Source organism: Streptomyces sennicomposti (genome assembly GCF_019890635.1).
Lineage (GTDB): Bacteria > Actinomycetota > Actinomycetes > Streptomycetales > Streptomycetaceae > Streptomyces > Streptomyces sennicomposti.
In genome coordinates this window covers 14,618-30,809 of the sequence record NZ_JAIOAB010000014.1, presented here as the reverse complement: position 1 = coordinate 30,809, position 16,192 = coordinate 14,618, and the positions used below count along the sequence as shown (strand labels likewise).

The window sequence follows — 16,192 nt, the reverse complement described above, 5'->3', positions numbered from 1 at the left end:
CCCCGCCCGTGCCCCCTACCGCCCCGCGCCGGTCCCAGCCCCCGAACCCTGGCCCGTGCCCTCCCCGTCCGCCGCAGGCGGGGGCGGTGCCGTGGGCGGAGGTACTGGCGCGGCCTGGAGCCGGACGTCCGCCGGGGCCTCCGTCAGCGGCGGGTCGCCCAGGTCGGACAGCGCCTCCTGCGCCGCCGGCGCCCACAGCGGCGAGAACGCCGGGTTGGTGCGCAGCGCCAGTTCCAGATGGCGGCGGGCGACGCCGGGCCGGTCCAGGGCCAGCTCGATCGCGCCCCGGTGGTACGCGTACAGCGCCTTCCGCACCCCGCCGCCCTTCGCCGAGTCCGTCGCCGTCGTGGCGAACGTCAGCGCCTCCTCGTCCCGGCCGTCCCGGTGCAGCGCCCACCCCAGGGCGTCCGCCACCGCGATCCCCGGCTGGCGCCGCCACTCCTCGCGCAGCCGCTCCACCGCCTCGGCCGCGTCGCCGTGGTCCGCCTCCAGCCGCCCGAGCACCAGCTCGCCGTCCACGCCGGCCGCCGCCTGCTGCCGTACCCGCGCCCGCACCAGCTCGTACTGCGCGGCCGCCCGCTCCTCGTCGCCCGCCGCCTCGTACAGCTCGCCCAGTTCCAGGAGCAGTTCCGGGTCCGGCCGGCCGGCGAGCGCCGTGCCGTACGCGGCCCGCGCCTCCGCCGTACGCCCCAGCGAGGCGAGCGTCCGGGCCCGTCCGGCCAGCGCCTCGCGCTGTCCGCCGTCCAGCCGCAGCGCCGCCTCGTCGTACCGGAGCGCCTCGGCGAAGTCCCCCCGCTCCCAGGCGATCCGCCCGTACTGCGCGAGGTAGGCGGCCCGCTCGGCGGGCTCGGTCGCCCGCTGCGCCGCATCGGTCAGCTGCGCCGCCGCGTCCTCCCGCCAGCCGCGGTCCCAGTACACGGCGGCGGCCCGCGCCGCGGCGGCGGGGGAGTGGTGCAGCTTCAGCAGCTCGTCCAGGGCGCGCCGGGCGGCCTGGTGGTCGCCGAGGCCGCCGTAGGCGTCGAGCAGCGGCGGATACGCCGCCCACCGCTTCGGCTCCAGCTTCAGCGCCGCCTCCGCCCACTCCCGCGCCGCGCCGAAGTCCCGCCGCTCGTCGGCCAGCGCCGCCAGCCCGGTCAGGGCGTCCGCGTTGCGCCGCGGGCGCAGCCGCAGCGAGGTCTGCAGGGCGCTGTCGGCCTTCGGGAGGTCCGCCGGGTCCGCGGCGCGGCGGCTCCGCTCCACGTACGCCGCCCCGAGCACCGCCCACGCCCCCGCGTCCGCCGGCCGCTCCCGTACCAGCCGTTCCCGGTCGGCGATCAGCTGCGCCAGGGCGCGCGGCGCGGCCGGCACCCCCGCCGTCACCGCGCTCAGCGCCCCCGCCGCTCCGGCCGCCGCGGGCGCGGCCGACGGCCGCACCGCGCGCCGCTCCGGCAGGTCCGGCGGCAGCGGCCACACCGTCGCGAGCACCCCGGCCGCCCCGCCGGCCACGAGCAGCGCCCCCAGCCCGAGCAGTACCCTCGGCAGCAGCCGCGACCGCCGTTCGCCCTCGCTCGTCAGGGACGTGGCCGGGCCGCGCAGACGCTTCTCCATGGCGCACACTGTGCGCCGCCGTCCGCTCCCCGACGGCCCGCGACCCGGCGGCCACGGCGACCGCCACCCGGCAGGCGGAGGGGCGCGCGCGGCGGGGTTCACACGGATGGTCCCGAGTGCAAGGCTATGATCATGAGCCGTATCCAAGCCGACCCCCACGAGGGCGTCGCCGCCCCGGGCCCCCTCACCGACCGGCTCCTCAGGGGCCTGCCGGCCGAGGCGGTCCTCACCGACCCCGACGTCACGGCCTCCTACGCCAACGACATGGCGAGCTTCTGCCCGTCCGGCGCCCCGGCCGTCGTCGTCCTGCCGCGCACGGTGGAAGAGGTGCAGCACGTCATGCGCACCGCCACCGAACTGCGCGTCCCCGTCGTCCCGCAGGGCGCCCGCACCGGACTGTCCGGCGCGGCCAACGCCTCCGACGGCTGCATCGTGCTCTCCCTGACCAAGATGGACCGCATCCTGGAGATCAACCCGGTCGACCGGGTCGCGGTCGTCGAACCCGGCGTGATCAACGCCGCCTTGTCCCGCGCCGTGAACGAGCACGGCCTGTACTACCCGCCGGACCCCTCCAGCTGGGAGATGTGCACCATCGGCGGCAACATCGGCACCGCCTCCGGCGGGCTGTGCTGCGTGAAGTACGGGGTCACCGCCGAGTACGTCCTCGGTCTGGACGTGGTGCTCGCCGACGGCCGGCTGATGTCCACCGGCCGCCGCACCGCCAAGGGCGTCGCCGGCTACGACCTCACCCGGCTGTTCGTCGGCTCCGAGGGCTCCCTCGGCATCGTCGTGCGGGCCGTGCTCGCCCTCAAGCCGCAGCCGCCGCAGCAACTCGTCCTCGCCGCCGAGTTCGCCTCCGCGGCCGACGCCTGCGACGCGGTGTGCCGGATCATGGCCGGCGGGCACGTGCCGTCACTGCTCGAACTGATGGACCGCACGACCGTCAAGGCCGTCAACGACCTCGCCCACATGGGTCTGCCCGAGACCACCGAGGCCCTGCTGCTGGCCGCCTTCGACACCCCCGACCCGGCCGCCGACCTCGCCGCCGTCGGCGCGCTGTGCGAGGCGGCCGGCGCCACCCAGGTCGTCCCCGCCGACGACGCCGCCGAGTCCGAACTGCTGCTCCAGGCCCGCCGGTTGTCGCTGACCGCGCTGGAGGCGGTCAAGGGCACGACGATGATCGACGACGTGTGCGTGCCGCGCTCGAAGCTCGGCGAGATGCTCGACGGGATCGAGCGGATCGCCGAGAAGTATCAGCTCACCATCGGCGTCTGCGCGCACGCCGGCGACGGCAACACCCACCCCACCGTCTGCTTCGACGCCCGGGACGAGGACGAGTCCCGGCGCGCCCGCGAGTCCTTCGACGAGATCATGGCCCTCGGGCTGCGGCTCGGGGGCACGATCACCGGCGAGCACGGCGTGGGCGTGCTGAAGAAGGAGTGGCTGGCCCGCGAGATCGGCCCGGTGGGCGTCGAGATGCAGCGCGCGGTCAAACAGGTCTTCGACCCGCTCGGCATCCTCAACCCGGGCAAGCTGTTCTGACCCCTGGTGCGGGTTTTCGGAGATTACGCCGCCCGGCGGATCTTCGCCCGCCCTTCCGCACCGGCCTTCCCCCGGCCTCCCTCGGGCCTTCCCCCGGCTTCCGACCGGTTTTCCCTCGGCTTTCCCCTGGCGTCCCCCTTCTTCCGCCTCCTTCCGCCTCCTTCCGCCGATGTGAAGTACGTGCCCGAGGTTGCCCGGAAAGGAGTGGGTCCGGCGGGACTGGCGCTACGGGGTGCGCGGGTCTGATAGATGTGGAGGCCCCCAAGACGACCCCCGAGCAGATACGGGACGACGGACATGAGCGCCCCAACCCCGGCACCAGGTGACGACAGGCCCCGCGAGGGGTACTACCCGGACCCGTCCATCCCCGGATACGTCCGGTACTGGAACGGCGCCTCCTGGGTGCCGGGCACCAGCCGGCCGGCGCCCGCCGACGGCGAGCCGCTCAGCCCGCCGCCCGGGGTGCGTCCCGCGCAGGCCGCGGCCCCCGCGCTGGAGGAGACCGGCCCGCACTTCTTCGACGAGGACCCCGTCGAGGAGCCCGGCCCCGCCCCGGCGACGGGCGCCCGACCCGAACCGGCGACGGCCTGGGGCGCCGACCGGTCCCGGCAGTCGGGCTTCGGCGGCGACCAGGACCGCCGGGTCTCCTGGGGCGAGCCCGCGGCGGCCGACCCCCGGCTGCCCCACGCCGACGGCCCGGCGGCGGCCCCGCCCGGGACGCGGGGCGACGACCAGGGCCACCACGCGCCGCACGGCCAGGACGGCCCGGCGCAGGGCCGGTCCGAGACCGGCAGCACCTTCGTGTTCCGCCGCCCCACGGACGACGACGCACCGGGGCGGACGCCCGGCGGACCCGGCATCCCGGGCCCGGCAGGGCCCCGCGCCGACGACGGCACCATGACGTTCCGCCCGGTGCCCGGCCCCGCCCGGCGGGGCGCTCCGGCGGGCCCCGGGGCGCCGTCCGTGCCCGCGCAGGGATCGCCCCTGCCGGCCGGCCCGGCTCCGCAGGGTCCCGTCGGCGCCCCGGAGTCGCCCGGCGCCCCCGGTTTCGGCGCGGGGAAGGCCGCCGCCGCCCGCGCCTCGGCCGCGCAGGGCCAGGTCCCGGGCCAGGGCGCGGGGCAGGGGTCCGGGCAGGGTGCGGGGCAGGGCCAGGCCCCGCACCATCCGCAGGCACAAGCACAGGCACAGGCACAGGCACAGGCACCCGCGCCGGCGCCGGGACCGGCCCCCGCCGTTCCGGCCGCCCACTCCGCGCCGCCCGCGCCCCCCATCCCCTCCGCTCCGGCCACGCCGGCCGCCCCTTCGCTGCCCCACCAGTCCGGCCTGCCCCAGTCCGCGCCCGCCCCCGCCCCCGCCCCGGCCGTCGCCGTGCCCGCTCCCGTGACCAGCGGTCCGGGCGGTGGGCAGGCGTCCTGGGCGCAGCAGGTGCACCAGCTCGCCGGGGCGGGCGAGGACCAGCCGGTCGCGCCCTGGAAGCCGCCGGTCGAGGACCCGTTCCAGGCCGCCGCGCGCCGCCAGGCGGAGGCCCGGCCCGCCGGACTCGGCAAGCGGCTGACCGCCCGGCTGGTCGACTCGGTCGTCCTCGGCGCCGTCACCGCCGTGGCCGCCGTGCCGCTCGGCGTCAAGGCGGCCGACCACGTCGACGAGAAGATCGACGCGGCGAAGCTGTCCGGCCAGACCGTCACCGTCTGGCTGCTGGACGGCACGACGGCCGCCTACCTCGGCATCGTGCTGGCCGTGCTGCTGCTGTTCGGCGTGGTCTACGAGGCGCTGCCCACCGCCCGCTGGGGCCGCACCCTGGGTAAGAAGCTGTGCGGCCTCCAGGTACGGGACATCGAGGCGCACGAGCCGCCGACCTTCGGGGCCGCGCTGCGCCGCTGGCTCGTCTACAGCGTGCCCGGACTCCTCGTGATCGGGGTGGTGGGCGTGGCGTGGTGCCTGTTCGACCGGCCGTGGCACCAGTGCTGGCACGACAAGGCGGCGCACACGTTCGTCGCCGGGTGACGGGGACGGCGTGCGCGGGGTGACCGGGACGGCGTAGGGGAGGGCCTGGGGATCATCCGTACGGATGCTCGCCGGATGCGGCGCGGGCGGGTTCGAGATCCACTCGGCGCATGAGCACCGAACCGCCCCCCGGCTCCGAACCACCCCGTGGCTCCGGACCCCCGCCCCCGCCCCAGGGCGGCGGCAACCCGTACGACGAGCACCCGCCCGGCAGCGGCGCGGGCGACGGCGGCACCGGTGGCGGCGGCACGGGGACCGGCGGCGGCAACCCGTACGGGGGCGGCCCCGGCGCGGGCGGTCCAGGGCCGGGCGGCGGCAGCCCCTACGGCGGTGGACCGGGCGGCGGCGACCCGTACGGGACGGGCCCCGGAGGACCCGGCGGCGCGGGCCCGTACGGCGGCGGGGGCGGACCCTTCGGGGGTGGCCCCTACGGCGGAGGCGGCGGACCCTTCGGCGGCGGACCGTATCCGAACGACCCTCTCGCCGGCATGCCCCCGCTCGCGGACAGCGGCCGCCGTACCCTCGCGCGGATCATCGACCTGATCCTGATCGGCATCATCGCCTGGCTGGTCACCTGGGCCCTGCACGTCAACGAGTACGCGATGGACGCCGACCAGATCGAGGTCGGCAGGTCACTCGGCCAGTCCGCGGTCGGCCTGGTGCTGTACCTCGCCTACGACACCTTCATGACCGCGCGGCGCGGCCAGACCCTCGGCAAGCAGTGGCTGGGGATGCGGGTGGCGAACCTGTCCGACGGTTCGACGCCGACCGTCGCGACCTCGCTGGCCCGCGCCGCCGTGCTCTGGGTGCCGTTCTGGTTCTGCTGCGCCTGCCTGTGGCTGGCGATCTGCGGCGGCTGGAGCTTCTTCGACCGGCCCTACAAGCAGGGCCTGCACGACAAGGCGGCGAAGACGGTGGTGGTGAGCACGAACTGACGCGCGGGCGGCGCCCGGTCGCCCACCCGTGAGGTCGCCCACCCGTGAGGTCGTCCACCCGTAGGGGAGAACCCGGGCGCCCCGTCGGGCTCAGGCCCCGGCGACCGCGGGCTCAGGCCCCCGGCGACCGCCGCCGGCCCGACTCCGCGCCCGCGGAGACGGCCTCCCGCAGCTCCGGCGCCCACACCCGCGCGGGCGCCGCACCGGCCCCGGCGGACCCGACGGTCCCCGCGGTCCCCGGAGCCGTCGCCGTCCCGGCGGCCCCGGCCGCCGCCTCCCGTCCCTTGGGCAGCGGCACGGTCAGGGCGACCAGGAGCCCCAGGGCGAGGGCGGCCAGGGCGATGACGGCGATCCCCACGCCCGAACTCGTCTGCGACAGCAGCAGCATGGCGAGCGTCGACATGATCACGGTGCAGGAACCGTAGGCGAGCTGTGCGGCGGTCGGACGAGGCATGGCAATCGTGTCCTCGGAAGGTCTTCGGGGTGCGACGGGATGACGTTGACGGCCTGGCGTTCCGCCGATTCCGGGCGTCCGGCCAGTCGACTCTATTCGCCTCCATGCCCGAGCGGAACGCGTGGTAAGCGTGACCTAACCCACGGTGCCGGTGCACAGGGGGCGCACGGAGTCACGCCGGACCCCCGGCGGGCACCCCGGGCGGCGGTCGCGTGTCCGTAAAGCGAACGTCGGCTCCGCATAGTGCACTTGATCTGTTCAAGTCAAGGTCTGTCTTTTCTCGTAAACCTCTAGTCAAATAGCGTCACTTGGCTAAACGCGTTGATCGCGCGCGGACTCGCACCTCACCCATCCCCCCTTCCGCGCGTATGGACACGCGTCAGGGGAGGACAACAAGTGACCAGCAGACCCTGGACGTTCAGAGCGGCCGCGATCGGTGTGGCGCTCGCGTCGGCTACCGCCGCGTTCTCGACGTTCGCCGTAGCGGAGGCCGCCGCCACGAGCGCCTCCGCGACCGTGCACCGGCATGACCCGCAGCCGGTGAAGCAGCAGAAGCACGACCTGGACGGCCCGCTGAGCAAGACCCAGGAGGCCCAGCGCCAGGAGGCGCTGAACCAGGTCATCGAGGGCCGCAGCAAGGTCCAGGACCGCAACGGCTCCAAGGTCGTCCAGCTCAAGGGCAAGAAGGGCGACACCAAGTACGTCGAGCTGGGGCGGGAGAAGACCGACAAGATCTTCACCATCCTGGTCGAGTTCGGGGACCAGACCGACCCCAAGTACGGCGGCGCCGCCGGCCCGCTGCACAACCAGATAGCCGCGCCGGACCGCAAGAAGGACAACTCGACGGCCTGGCAGAAGGACTACAACCAGAAGCACTTCCAGGACCTGTACTTCGGCACCGGCAAGAACACCGAGTCGGTCAAGAAGTACTACGAGAAGCAGTCCTCGGGCCGCTACTCGGTCGACGGCGAGGTCTCCGACTGGGTCAAGGTCCCCTACAACGAGGCCCGTTACGGCAACAACGCCTGCGGCTCCACCAACTGCCCGAGCGTGTGGAACGTCGTCAGCGACGGTCTGAACGCGTGGGTCGCCGAGCAGAAGGCGGCCGGCAAGTCCGACGCCGACATCAAGGCGGACCTGGCCAAGTACGACCAGTGGGACCGTTACGACTACGACGGCGACGGCGACTTCAACGAGCCCGACGGCTACGTCGACCACTTCCAGATCGTGCACGCCGGCGAGGACGAGTCCGCGGGCGGCGGCGTCCAGGGCACCGACGCGATCTGGGCGCACCGCTGGTACGCCTTCGGCACCGACGCCGGCGCCACCGGCCCGAACTACAACAAGCTCGGCGGCGCGCAGGTCGGCGACACCGGCATCTGGGTCGGCGACTACACCATCCAGCCGGAGAACGGCGGACTCGGCGTCTACGCCCACGAGTACGGCCACGACCTCGGTCTGCCCGACGAGTACGACACCGCGGGCGGCGAGAACTCCACCGGTTTCTGGACCCTGATGTCCTCCGGTTCCTGGCTCGGCCGCGGCGAGGACGCCATCGGCGACCTGCCCGGCGACATGAACGCCTGGGACAAGCTCCAGCTGGGCTGGCTGAACTACGACACCGCCAAGGCGGGCGTCAGCTCCTGGCACAAGCTGGGCGTGTCCGAGTACAACACCAAGTACAAGCAGGCGCTGGTCGTCTCGCTGCCCCAGAAGGCGGTCACCACCGAGGTCGTCGCCCCCGCGCAGGGCGCCACCCAGTGGTGGAGCGGCAGCGCCAACGACCTGAAGAACACGCTGACCCGGTCCGTGGACCTCACCGGCAAGACGTCGGCCGCCCTCACCCTCGACGGCTGGTACGACATCGAGGCCGACTACGACTACCTCTACACCGAGGTCTCCACCGACGGCGGCGCCAACTGGACCGCCCTGGACGGCACCCAGAACGGCCAGCCGATCCCGCGTGACGCCAGCGGCACCCCGGCCCTGACCGGCTCGGTGGACGCCTACCAGAAGCTGTCGTACGACCTCGGCGCCTACGCCGGCCAGAAGTTCCAGCTCCGCTTCCGCTACCAGACGGACGGCGGCGTGGCGCTGAAGGGCTTCGCGGCCGACGAGATCACGCTGACCGCGGACGGCGCGACCGTCTTCGCCGACGACGCCGAGAGCGCGGACGCGGCCTGGACGGCGAACGGCTTCTCCCGCATCGGCGCGTCCTTCACCAAGGACTACAAGCAGTACTACATCGCCGAGAACCGCCAGTACGTCTCGTACGACACCACGCTGAAGACCGGCCCGTACAACTTCGGCTCGGCCAAGCGCCCCGACTGGGTGGAGCACTACCCGTACCAGAACGGCCTGCTGATCTGGAAGTGGGACACCTCCCAGGTGGACAACAACACCGGCACCCACCCGGGCACCGGTCTGATCCTGCCGATCGACTCGCACCCGAACGTGCTGAAGTGGACCGACGGCACCCTGATGCGCAACCGCGTCCAGGCCTACGACTCGCCGTTCAGCCTGTACCGCACCGACGGCATCACGCTGCACAAGGCGGACGTCGCGACGAAGATCAAGTCGTCGAAGGGCGTGTCGGTCTTCAACGACCACACCAGCTCCTACTACGACCCGGCGAACCCGGCCGGTGGTGTCAAGGTCACTGACACCAACACCAAGATCAAGATCAACAAGGAGGCCAAGGACGGCTCCACGATCGAGCTCGAGGTCGGCCGCGCGACGAAGTAGTCGGTAGAAGCGCAGGTCACAGACGTATCGGCGGCAACCCCCTGGCGGGTTGCCGCCGATCGTGTTTAGGTGCCTGCTGTGACTCGCTTATTGACACCGACCGGAACGGGGAAGTGACCGCATGGCCGCAGGAGGTTTCTGCAAGCTGCCGAACGGCCGGGTGGTGGTGGCCCTGAACCTGCCCGGCACCGCCCCCGGCGACGCCGGCGGCGTCCGGGTGCTGGTGCACGCCCACAACCGCGCCCGCGCCCTGACCAGGCTGCGCAACCTCGGCCTGCGCGCGGTCTACCTGCGCGGCAACGGCGCCCCGCCCACCCCGGACGAGATCACCGCGGTCCTGCACCACCCCGACGGCCTGATATGGCGCACCTCGCCCGACGGCGCCGTCGGCCCCGCCGCCGGCCCGCCGCAGCTGTGGCAGCCGATCCGGGCCCTCCTGCGCCGCCACACCCCGGCCGGGGCGGGCGTCTAGCCGGTCCGGCCGGACCCGCGGCGCGGGACCGACGCGCCGCGGACCGCGGGCCGCCAGAGCCTGCCCACGCGCGCCGGACAGCGGACCGCCAGGGCCGGGCGAGCCGGGGCCGCGGGGCCACGCGAGCCGGGGCCGGGCGAGCCGGGGCCGGGCGAGCCGGGGCCGGGCGAGCCGGGGCCGGGCGAGCCGGGGCCGCGCGCGCCGGGGTGACGCGCGCCGGGGTGACGCGCGCCGGGGTGACGCGGGCCGGGGTGACGCGGGCCGGGGTCACGCGGGCCGGGGTCACGTGAGCCGGGGCCGTCGGCCGCAAGGGCCGCGGGTTACGCCACGACCGGCTTGCCGGTCAGTTCGACGCCCGCCTCGCGCAGCTCCTCCAGCGCCCGCTCGGTGGTCGCGGCGGAGACGCCCGCGGTGAGGTCCAGTAGCACCTGGGTGCGGAAGCCCTCGCGGGCGGCGTCCAGCGCGGTGGCCCGTACGCAGTGGTCGGTGGCGATGCCGACCACGTCCACCTCGTCGATCTCCCGGTCCCGCAGCCAGTCGGCGAGGGAGACGCCGTTCTCGTCGAAGCCCTCGAAGCCGCTGTAGGCCGCCGAGTAGGCGCCCTTGTCGAAGACGGCGTCGACGGCGCCGGAGGCGACGGCGGGCGCGAAGTTCGGGTGGAAGCCCACGCCCTCGGTGCCGGCCACGCAGTGCGCGGGCCAGGAGGTCACGTAGTCGGGGTCGTCCGCGAAGTGCCCGCCGGGCGCGATGTGGTGGTCGCGGGTGGCCACCACGTGCCGGTAGCCGGCCGGCGCCTGACCGATCAGCTCGGTGATCGCGGCGGCGACGTCCGCACCGCCGGCCACCGCGAGGCTGCCTCCCTCGCAGAAGTCGTTCTGCACATCGACGACGATCAGTGCGCGGCGCATGGTGGGTGTCCTTCGGCTGTCGGGTCAGGGCTGTCGGGGCCGGCGCGGGCCGGGCGTACGTTTTCGGACGGGCACCCGCTTTAGTTACCCGAGCCCTCGGTCACGTACTCCGTCGGAAGGACGGGTTCCCCGCGCGAGAGCTGGGTCGCGGACAGCGGCAGCCCGGCGCGGGCGGCGGCGTGCCGGTCCCGGGCGGCGTCCAGCGGCTCGCGTCCGACGACCTCGCCGCCCCTGACCAGCTCGACCAGCAGCTGCCGGCCGGCCAGGTGGGCGGGGACCGGTCCGGTGCCCACGACCTCGGCCTCGGCGACGCCGTCCGCGTCCAGCCGGCGGGCCGCCCACTTGCGGCCGCCGACGGAGGTCTTGCCGCCGCTGGACTTCTTCGCCACCGGCTTCAGCGGGGCCTTCGGATCGGCGGACTCGGCGCGGGCGACCAGCTTGTAGACCATGGAGGCGGTCGGGTGGCCGGAGCCGGTGACCAGCTGCGTGCCCACCCCGTAGGCGTCCACGGGCGCGGCGGCCAGGGAGGCGATGGCGTACTCGTCCAGGTCCGAGGTGACGACGATCTTCGTGTCGTGGGCGCCCAGCTCGTCCAGCTGCTGGCGCACCCGATGGGCGACCAGCAGCAGGTCGCCGGAGTCGATGCGCACGGCGCCCAGCTCGGGACCGGCGACCTCGACGGCGGTGCGGACCGCCTCGGTGACGTCGTAGGTGTCCACCAGCAGCGTGGTGTCCCGGCCCAGCGAGTCGACCTGCGCCTGGAAGGCGTCGCGCTCGCGGTCGTGCAGCAGGGTGAAGGCGTGCGCGGAGGTGCCGACGGTGGGGATGTTGTAGCGGAAGCCGGCCGCGAGGTCGGAGGTGGAGGCGAAGCCGCCGACGTAGGCGGCGCGGGAGGCGGCCACCGCGGCCAGCTCATGGGTGCGCCGGGCGCCCATCTCGATCAGCGGCCGGTCGCCGGCGGCCGAGGCCATCCGGGAGGCGGCGGCGGCGATCGCCGAGTCGTGGTTGAGGATGGACAGGATCACGGTCTCCAGCAGCACGCACTCGCCGAAGGACCCCTCCACCCGCATGATCGGCGAGCCCGGGAAGTACACCTCGCCCTCGGGGTAGCCCCAGATGTCGCCGCTGAAGCGGTAGTCGGCCAGCCACTGCAGGGTGGTCTCGTCCACGATCCGCCGCTCGCGCAGATAGCCGAGGACGCCGGCGTCGAAGCGGAAGTTCTCCACCGCGTCCAGCACCCGCCCGGTCCCGGCCACCACGCCGTAGCGCCGCCCGTGCGGCAGCCGCCGGGTGAAGACCTCGAAGACCCCGCGCCGCTCGGCCGTCCCGGCCTTCAGCGCCGCCTGCAGCATGGTCAGCTCGTAGTGATCGGTGAAGAGCGCCGTCGAGGGAACATCGACCGGCAGCCCAAGGTCCGCTACGCCCACCAAACTCTCCTAGCCGTGAATCCTGCGGTTCGAGGCGCCCGCGCACCTGGAATCCGGGGGTCGGTCCCCGGCGTGAGCCGCCTGGCGAAGGATCGTACTCCCATTTCGTCAGTCTGACGATTTAGGGTCCCCGGCTCGTCCCCGGCCCGCCCCCGGCCCTGCTCGTTTGTGCTCCTACCCCCCTGTGGTGGCAGCATGGGCCTTGTGACGGCAGCCGCACCCATCGAGATCGAGAAGACCGAGTCGGCGGAAGAGGTGTTCGCCGTACCCGAGCCGGACGTCCCCTGGGTGACGATCGTCCACAACGACCCCGTCAACCTCATGAGCTATGTGACGTATGTCTTCCAGACGTACTTCGGCTACTCCAAGGACAAGGCCACCAAGCTCATGCTCGACGTCCACCACAAGGGGCGGGCGGTCGTCTCCAGCGGGAGTCGCGAGGAGATGGAACGGGATGTGCAGGCCATGCACGGCTACGGTCTGTGGGCCACCCTCCAGCAGGACCGCAAGTAGCCCGCCAGACCGCCCGGACCGGAAGTAGCGACCCTCTTCATGCCAGGACACTTCGAACCGCTTCCCGGCGGCGGCGCGGCCGTCGCCCTGGACGACGTAGAGATCTCCATCATCCGCTCGCTGGCCGTGCAGCTCCTTGAGCTGATCGGCCCCGGGCCGGCCGAGGACGCCCCGGCCGACCCGCTGGCCGAGCTGTTCGCCGAGGGCCCGAGCGAGCCGCCCTCCGACCCGGTCCTCAAGCGCCTGTTCCCGGACGCCTACACCGACCCGGAGCAGGCGCCGGCCACCGAGCGGGAGGCCGCCGAGCGGCGCGACCACTCCGCCGAGTTCCGCCGCTACACCGAGAACGACCTGCGGGCCGGCAAGCGGGAGAACGCCCTCGCGGTGATCCGCACGCTGGACGAGCTGTCCTCCGGCGGCGGGGGAGCGGCGGTGCTGAAGCTGTCGCCGGAGGAGTCCAGGAGCTGGCTCGGCGCGCTGAACGACCTGCGGCTGGCCATCGCGGCGCGGCTGGACATCACCGACGAGGACGACGCCGACGTGCTGTACGCGCTGCCCGACGAGGACCCGCGCAAGCCGATGGTGATGGCGTATCTGTGGCTCGGCGGGCTCCAGGAGACCCTGGTCTCCACCCTGCTGCCCTGAGATCCGCACTCCACCGCCCCGAGATCCACCGGTTTGCGCCGATTGGGTGTTCGCTCAGAGGACGCTCAAATCCGGATAACGATCCCGTCACCTTTGTGACCTCTATGGTCGCTTTGGTGCGGGTCTTGTCCGTTTTCTTCCGTGTCGTGGGTCACAGTCGATACCTGCGATCAGCGGCCCGGGCGTGGTACATCTTCACGACCGCCCGGCGAACACCACCCACGTTCAGCCGGGTGCGCCACCGAGCCGGCGACCGCCGGCCAGGCTGAGCGAGCCCGGGCAGGTCCGGGGGCGCTCAACTCCATCATCCGGGGGGATCGAAACCCGATCCGCGGCCGACGAACGGTCCGGGTCGGCATGGAGAAAGGCGCACCACGCATGACCTCAGCGCAGGTCAAACAAGCACAATCCGGCGAAGAGGCCGTGCAGGACGGCGAGGGCTACCACCGCGGTCTCGGCGCCCGGCAGATCCAGATGATCGCCATCGGCGGCGCCATCGGAACGGGTCTCTTCCTCGGCGCGGGCAAGGGCATCTCCAAGGCGGGCCCCAGCCTGATCCTGGCGTACGCCGTCGCCGGCTTCGTCATCTTCCTCATCATGCGGGCGCTCGGCGAGCTGCTGATGTACCGCCCGGTCTCCGGCTCCTTCTCGGAGTACGCGCGCGAGTTCATCGGCCCCTTCGCGGGCTTCGTGACCGGCTGGACGTACTGGCTGTTCTGGGTGGTCACCGGCATCACCGAGGTCACCGCCGCGGCCGCGTACATGACGTACTGGTTCGACATCCCGCAATGGGTGTCGGCGCTGATCTTCACCGTCGTGCTCTACGGCGCCAACCTGATCTCCGTGAAGCTCTTCGGCGAGCTGGAGTTCTGGTTCTCCATGGTCAAGGTCACCGCCATCATCGGCATGATCCTGATCTGCGCCGGCATCCTCACCATCGGCTTCTCCGACGCCGGTGACACCGCCTCCATGACCCACCTGTGGAGCGACGGCGGATTCTTCCCGCACGGCGTCGGCAACACGCTGATGACGCTGCAGATGGTCATGTTCGCCTTCCTCGCCGTCGAGCTGGTCGGCGTCACCGCGGGCGAGTCCAAGGACCCCAGGACCGTGCTGCCCCGCGCGATCAACACCGTGCCGTGGCGCATCGCCGTCTTCTACGTCGGCGCGCTGATCATGATCCTGTCCGTCGTGCCGTGGACGAGCTTCCACGCCGGCGCGAGCCCCTTCGTGGTCGCCTTCGAGAAGATGGGCCTGCCCGCGGGCGCCGGCATCGTGAACTTCGTGGTGCTCACCGCCGCCCTGTCCTCCTGCAACTCGGGCATGTACTCCACCGGCCGCATGCTGCGCGACCTCGCGCTCAACAGCCAGGGCCCGCAGTTCTTCACCAAGCTGACCCGCAGCGGCACCCCGCTGATCGGCACCACGTTCTCCGCCGCGCTGATGCTGGTCGGCGTGTGGATCAACTACCAGTGGCCGGGCAAGGCGTTCGACTACGTCGTCTCCTTCGCCACCATCTCCGGCATGTGGGCCTGGATCGTCATCCTGGTCTGCCAGATCCGCTACCGGGCCAAGTCCGACCGCGGGGAGCTGCCCAAGTCGGAGTTCCGCGCCCCCGGCGCCCCGTATGCGAGCTGGTTCGCGCTCGCCTTCATCGGCATGGTCATCGTGCTGATGGGCATCGACAAGGACGCCCGCGTCTCGCTGTACTGCGCGCCGCTGTGGGGCCTGATCCTCGCCGTCTCCTACCTGGTGCTCAAGCGCCGCAACCCGGAGGCCGCCGCCTTCAACCGGCGGTAGCCCCTCCAGCGTGGACGTCCGGCGGGAGCGGATACTCGTGGAAGCCGCTCCCGCCGCCGCTCAAGGCGTCCGCGATATGGGCCGTTCCGTACCACTCCCCGGTACGGAACGGCCCTCCTGCTTATCCTGTGCCGCATGCTCACCATCACCCAGTCGCTCTACGACCAGATCGTCGCGCACGCGCGCGCCGACCACCCCGACGAGGCGTGCGGCGTGGTCGCCGGGCCCGTGGGCGCCGGCCGCCCCGAGCGGTTCGTCCCGATGCTGAACGCCGCCCGCTCGCCCACGTTCTACGAGTTCGACTCGCAGGACCTGCTCAGGCTCTACCGCGAGATGGACGACCGCGACGAGGAGCCGGTGGTCATCTACCACTCCCACACCGCGACCGAGGCCTACCCCTCGCGCACCGACATCTCCTACGCCAACGAGCCCGGCGCCCACTACGTCCTGGTCTCCACCGCGGACGCCGACGGCGCGGGCGAGTTCCAGTTCCGCTCGTTCCGCATCGTGGAGGGCGAGGTCACCGAGGAGGAGGTCAAGGTCGTCGAGGCCTACTGAGCGGGCGCCGGACCCCTCGGGTCTCGCGGGCTGGATGAAATCTGTCCGAGGGGCGAGATCACACTCCGGGCCGGGGCCCGGGAATCGTTACGATGAGCGCATGGTTCTGAACGACGTGAGCGACGACCTCCCGGGCACGCTGCTCGTGGCGCGGCTGCACGTCGACCTGTGCAGGTTGAACAGCGCCATCTGTTGATGTTCCCTGCCGCCGTACGGCCGTGCGCCGCGGCCCAGCCCGGCGCCCGACGGCCGGGAGCCCGATCGCGCGCCCACCCGAACCGACGACATCCTTCCTGACAGGAGCCCGCCACCATGGCCATCGAGGTCCGCATCCCGACCATCCTCCGCACCTACACCGACGGTCAGAAGGCGGTGGAGGGCAACGGGGAGACGCTCGCCGCGCTCTTCGCCGACCTCGAGACCCGGCACCCGGGCATCCAGGCCCGCATCGTGGACGGCGACCAGCTGCGCCGCTTCGTCAACGTCTACCTGAACGACGAGGACGTCCGCTTCCTGGACGGCATCAACACCAAGCTCGGCGACGGCGACAACGTGACGATCCTGCCGGCCGTCGCCGGCGGCATGCGCTGATCGGCCGCTGA

General features: G+C 72.9%; 15 protein-coding genes. 11 read left to right on the top strand and 4 right to left on the bottom strand.

Translation table 11 applies throughout. The features are described 5' to 3' along the window. Window positions 1-15: 15 nt before the first annotated feature. On the bottom strand, window positions 16-1,587 hold the full coding sequence (locus tag K7787_RS10930; RefSeq protein ID WP_223001282.1) for a tetratricopeptide repeat protein: 1,572 nt from the start codon (window positions 1,585-1,587) through the stop codon (window positions 16-18). A gap of 126 nt (window positions 1,588-1,713) precedes the next feature. Between K7787_RS10930 and K7787_RS10925 the strand changes: the two genes are divergently transcribed. The 3 genes from K7787_RS10925 to K7787_RS10915 all read left to right on the top strand — a co-directional run bounded on the left by K7787_RS10925 (window position 1,714) and on the right by K7787_RS10915 (window position 6,068). Beyond that, complete coding sequence (locus K7787_RS10925) at window positions 1,714-3,129, top strand: FAD-binding oxidoreductase (protein ID WP_223001281.1); 1,416 nt, start codon at window positions 1,714-1,716, stop codon at window positions 3,127-3,129. A gap of 297 nt (window positions 3,130-3,426) precedes the next feature. Then, the gene (locus K7787_RS10920) at window positions 3,427-5,133 is read left to right on the top strand and encodes an RDD family protein (RefSeq protein ID WP_223001280.1); all 1,707 of its coding nucleotides are present in this window, start codon (window positions 3,427-3,429) and stop codon (window positions 5,131-5,133) included. Between the two features lie 110 nt (window positions 5,134-5,243). Next, on the top strand, window positions 5,244-6,068 hold the full coding sequence (locus K7787_RS10915; protein ID WP_223001279.1) for an RDD family protein: 825 nt from the start codon (window positions 5,244-5,246) through the stop codon (window positions 6,066-6,068). 112 nt (window positions 6,069-6,180) lie between these two features. Here the strand turns inward: K7787_RS10915 and K7787_RS10910 are convergent, their stop codons facing one another. Further along, the gene (locus K7787_RS10910; protein ID WP_223001278.1) at window positions 6,181-6,522 is read right to left on the bottom strand and encodes a hypothetical protein; all 342 of its coding nucleotides are present in this window, start codon (window positions 6,520-6,522) and stop codon (window positions 6,181-6,183) included. Between the two features lie 396 nt (window positions 6,523-6,918). Between K7787_RS10910 and K7787_RS10905 the strand changes: the two genes are divergently transcribed. Together K7787_RS10905 and K7787_RS10900 are read left to right on the top strand one after the other, a co-directional pair. Further along, complete coding sequence (locus tag K7787_RS10905; RefSeq protein ID WP_223001277.1) at window positions 6,919-9,267, top strand: immune inhibitor A domain-containing protein; 2,349 nt, start codon at window positions 6,919-6,921, stop codon at window positions 9,265-9,267. A 121-nt stretch (window positions 9,268-9,388) separates the two neighbouring features. Next, window positions 9,389-9,739: a hypothetical protein gene (locus tag K7787_RS10900; RefSeq protein WP_009188854.1), complete on the top strand. Its 351-nt coding sequence runs from the start codon at window positions 9,389-9,391 to the stop codon at window positions 9,737-9,739. A 320-nt stretch (window positions 9,740-10,059) separates the two neighbouring features. Here the strand turns inward: K7787_RS10900 and K7787_RS10895 are convergent, their stop codons facing one another. Both K7787_RS10895 and K7787_RS10890 read right to left on the bottom strand, forming a co-directional pair. Continuing rightward, window positions 10,060-10,647 carry an isochorismatase family protein gene (locus K7787_RS10895; protein WP_019980622.1) on the bottom strand — a complete coding sequence of 196 codons (588 nt, stop codon included), beginning with the start codon at window positions 10,645-10,647 and terminating at the stop codon, window positions 10,060-10,062. A gap of 80 nt (window positions 10,648-10,727) precedes the next feature. Continuing rightward, complete coding sequence (locus K7787_RS10890) at window positions 10,728-12,074, bottom strand: nicotinate phosphoribosyltransferase (protein WP_009188852.1); 1,347 nt, start codon at window positions 12,072-12,074, stop codon at window positions 10,728-10,730. A 195-nt stretch (window positions 12,075-12,269) separates the two neighbouring features. Here K7787_RS10890 and clpS point away from each other — a divergent pair, with 195 nt between their 5' ends. From clpS to K7787_RS10865, 6 genes are all read left to right on the top strand, one after another. Further along, window positions 12,270-12,587, top strand: coding sequence for an ATP-dependent Clp protease adapter ClpS (gene clpS / locus K7787_RS10885; RefSeq protein ID WP_009188851.1), 318 nt, complete (start codon window positions 12,270-12,272; stop codon window positions 12,585-12,587). 39 nt (window positions 12,588-12,626) lie between these two features. Further along, window positions 12,627-13,232 carry a DUF2017 domain-containing protein gene (locus K7787_RS10880; RefSeq protein WP_009188850.1) on the top strand — a complete coding sequence of 202 codons (606 nt, stop codon included), beginning with the start codon at window positions 12,627-12,629 and terminating at the stop codon, window positions 13,230-13,232. 378 nt (window positions 13,233-13,610) lie between these two features. Further along, window positions 13,611-15,032 (top strand): amino acid permease, encoded by a 1,422-nt coding sequence (locus tag K7787_RS10875; protein ID WP_043260884.1) that lies wholly within the window; start codon window positions 13,611-13,613, stop codon window positions 15,030-15,032. Window positions 15,033-15,167: 135 nt separating this feature from the next. Beyond that, the gene (locus K7787_RS10870; protein WP_009188848.1) at window positions 15,168-15,590 is read left to right on the top strand and encodes a M67 family metallopeptidase; all 423 of its coding nucleotides are present in this window, start codon (window positions 15,168-15,170) and stop codon (window positions 15,588-15,590) included. 100 nt (window positions 15,591-15,690) lie between these two features. After that, window positions 15,691-15,786, top strand: coding sequence for a putative leader peptide (locus tag K7787_RS32415; RefSeq protein ID WP_325099915.1), 96 nt, complete (start codon window positions 15,691-15,693; stop codon window positions 15,784-15,786). A gap of 116 nt (window positions 15,787-15,902) precedes the next feature. Continuing rightward, the gene (locus tag K7787_RS10865; protein WP_009188847.1) at window positions 15,903-16,181 is read left to right on the top strand and encodes a MoaD/ThiS family protein; all 279 of its coding nucleotides are present in this window, start codon (window positions 15,903-15,905) and stop codon (window positions 16,179-16,181) included. Window positions 16,182-16,192 lie beyond the last annotated feature (11 nt).

What these genes read in the sequence shown, in the direction of transcription:
- K7787_RS10930 (WP_223001282.1), bottom strand. Translation starts at nt 1,587, where the DNA reads ATGGAGAAGCGTCTGCGCGGCCCGGCCACGTCCCTGACGAGCGAGGGC.
- K7787_RS10925 (WP_223001281.1), top strand. Translation starts at nt 1,714, where the DNA reads ATGATCATGAGCCGTATCCAAGCCGACCCCCACGAGGGCGTCGCCGCC.
- K7787_RS10920 (WP_223001280.1), top strand. Translation starts at nt 3,427, where the DNA reads ATGAGCGCCCCAACCCCGGCACCAGGTGACGACAGGCCCCGCGAGGGG.
- K7787_RS10915 (WP_223001279.1), top strand. Translation starts at nt 5,244, where the DNA reads ATGAGCACCGAACCGCCCCCCGGCTCCGAACCACCCCGTGGCTCCGGA.
- K7787_RS10910 (WP_223001278.1), bottom strand. Translation starts at nt 6,522, where the DNA reads ATGCCTCGTCCGACCGCCGCACAGCTCGCCTACGGTTCCTGCACCGTG.
- K7787_RS10900 (WP_009188854.1), top strand. Translation starts at nt 9,389, where the DNA reads ATGGCCGCAGGAGGTTTCTGCAAGCTGCCGAACGGCCGGGTGGTGGTG.
- K7787_RS10895 (WP_019980622.1), bottom strand. Translation starts at nt 10,647, where the DNA reads ATGCGCCGCGCACTGATCGTCGTCGATGTGCAGAACGACTTCTGCGAG.
- clpS (WP_009188851.1), top strand. Translation starts at nt 12,270, where the DNA reads ATGGGCCTTGTGACGGCAGCCGCACCCATCGAGATCGAGAAGACCGAG.
- K7787_RS10880 (WP_009188850.1), top strand. Translation starts at nt 12,627, where the DNA reads ATGCCAGGACACTTCGAACCGCTTCCCGGCGGCGGCGCGGCCGTCGCC.
- K7787_RS10875 (WP_043260884.1), top strand. Translation starts at nt 13,611, where the DNA reads ATGACCTCAGCGCAGGTCAAACAAGCACAATCCGGCGAAGAGGCCGTG.
- K7787_RS10870 (WP_009188848.1), top strand. Translation starts at nt 15,168, where the DNA reads ATGCTCACCATCACCCAGTCGCTCTACGACCAGATCGTCGCGCACGCG.
- K7787_RS32415 (WP_325099915.1), top strand. Translation starts at nt 15,691, where the DNA reads ATGGTTCTGAACGACGTGAGCGACGACCTCCCGGGCACGCTGCTCGTG.
- K7787_RS10865 (WP_009188847.1), top strand. Translation starts at nt 15,903, where the DNA reads ATGGCCATCGAGGTCCGCATCCCGACCATCCTCCGCACCTACACCGAC.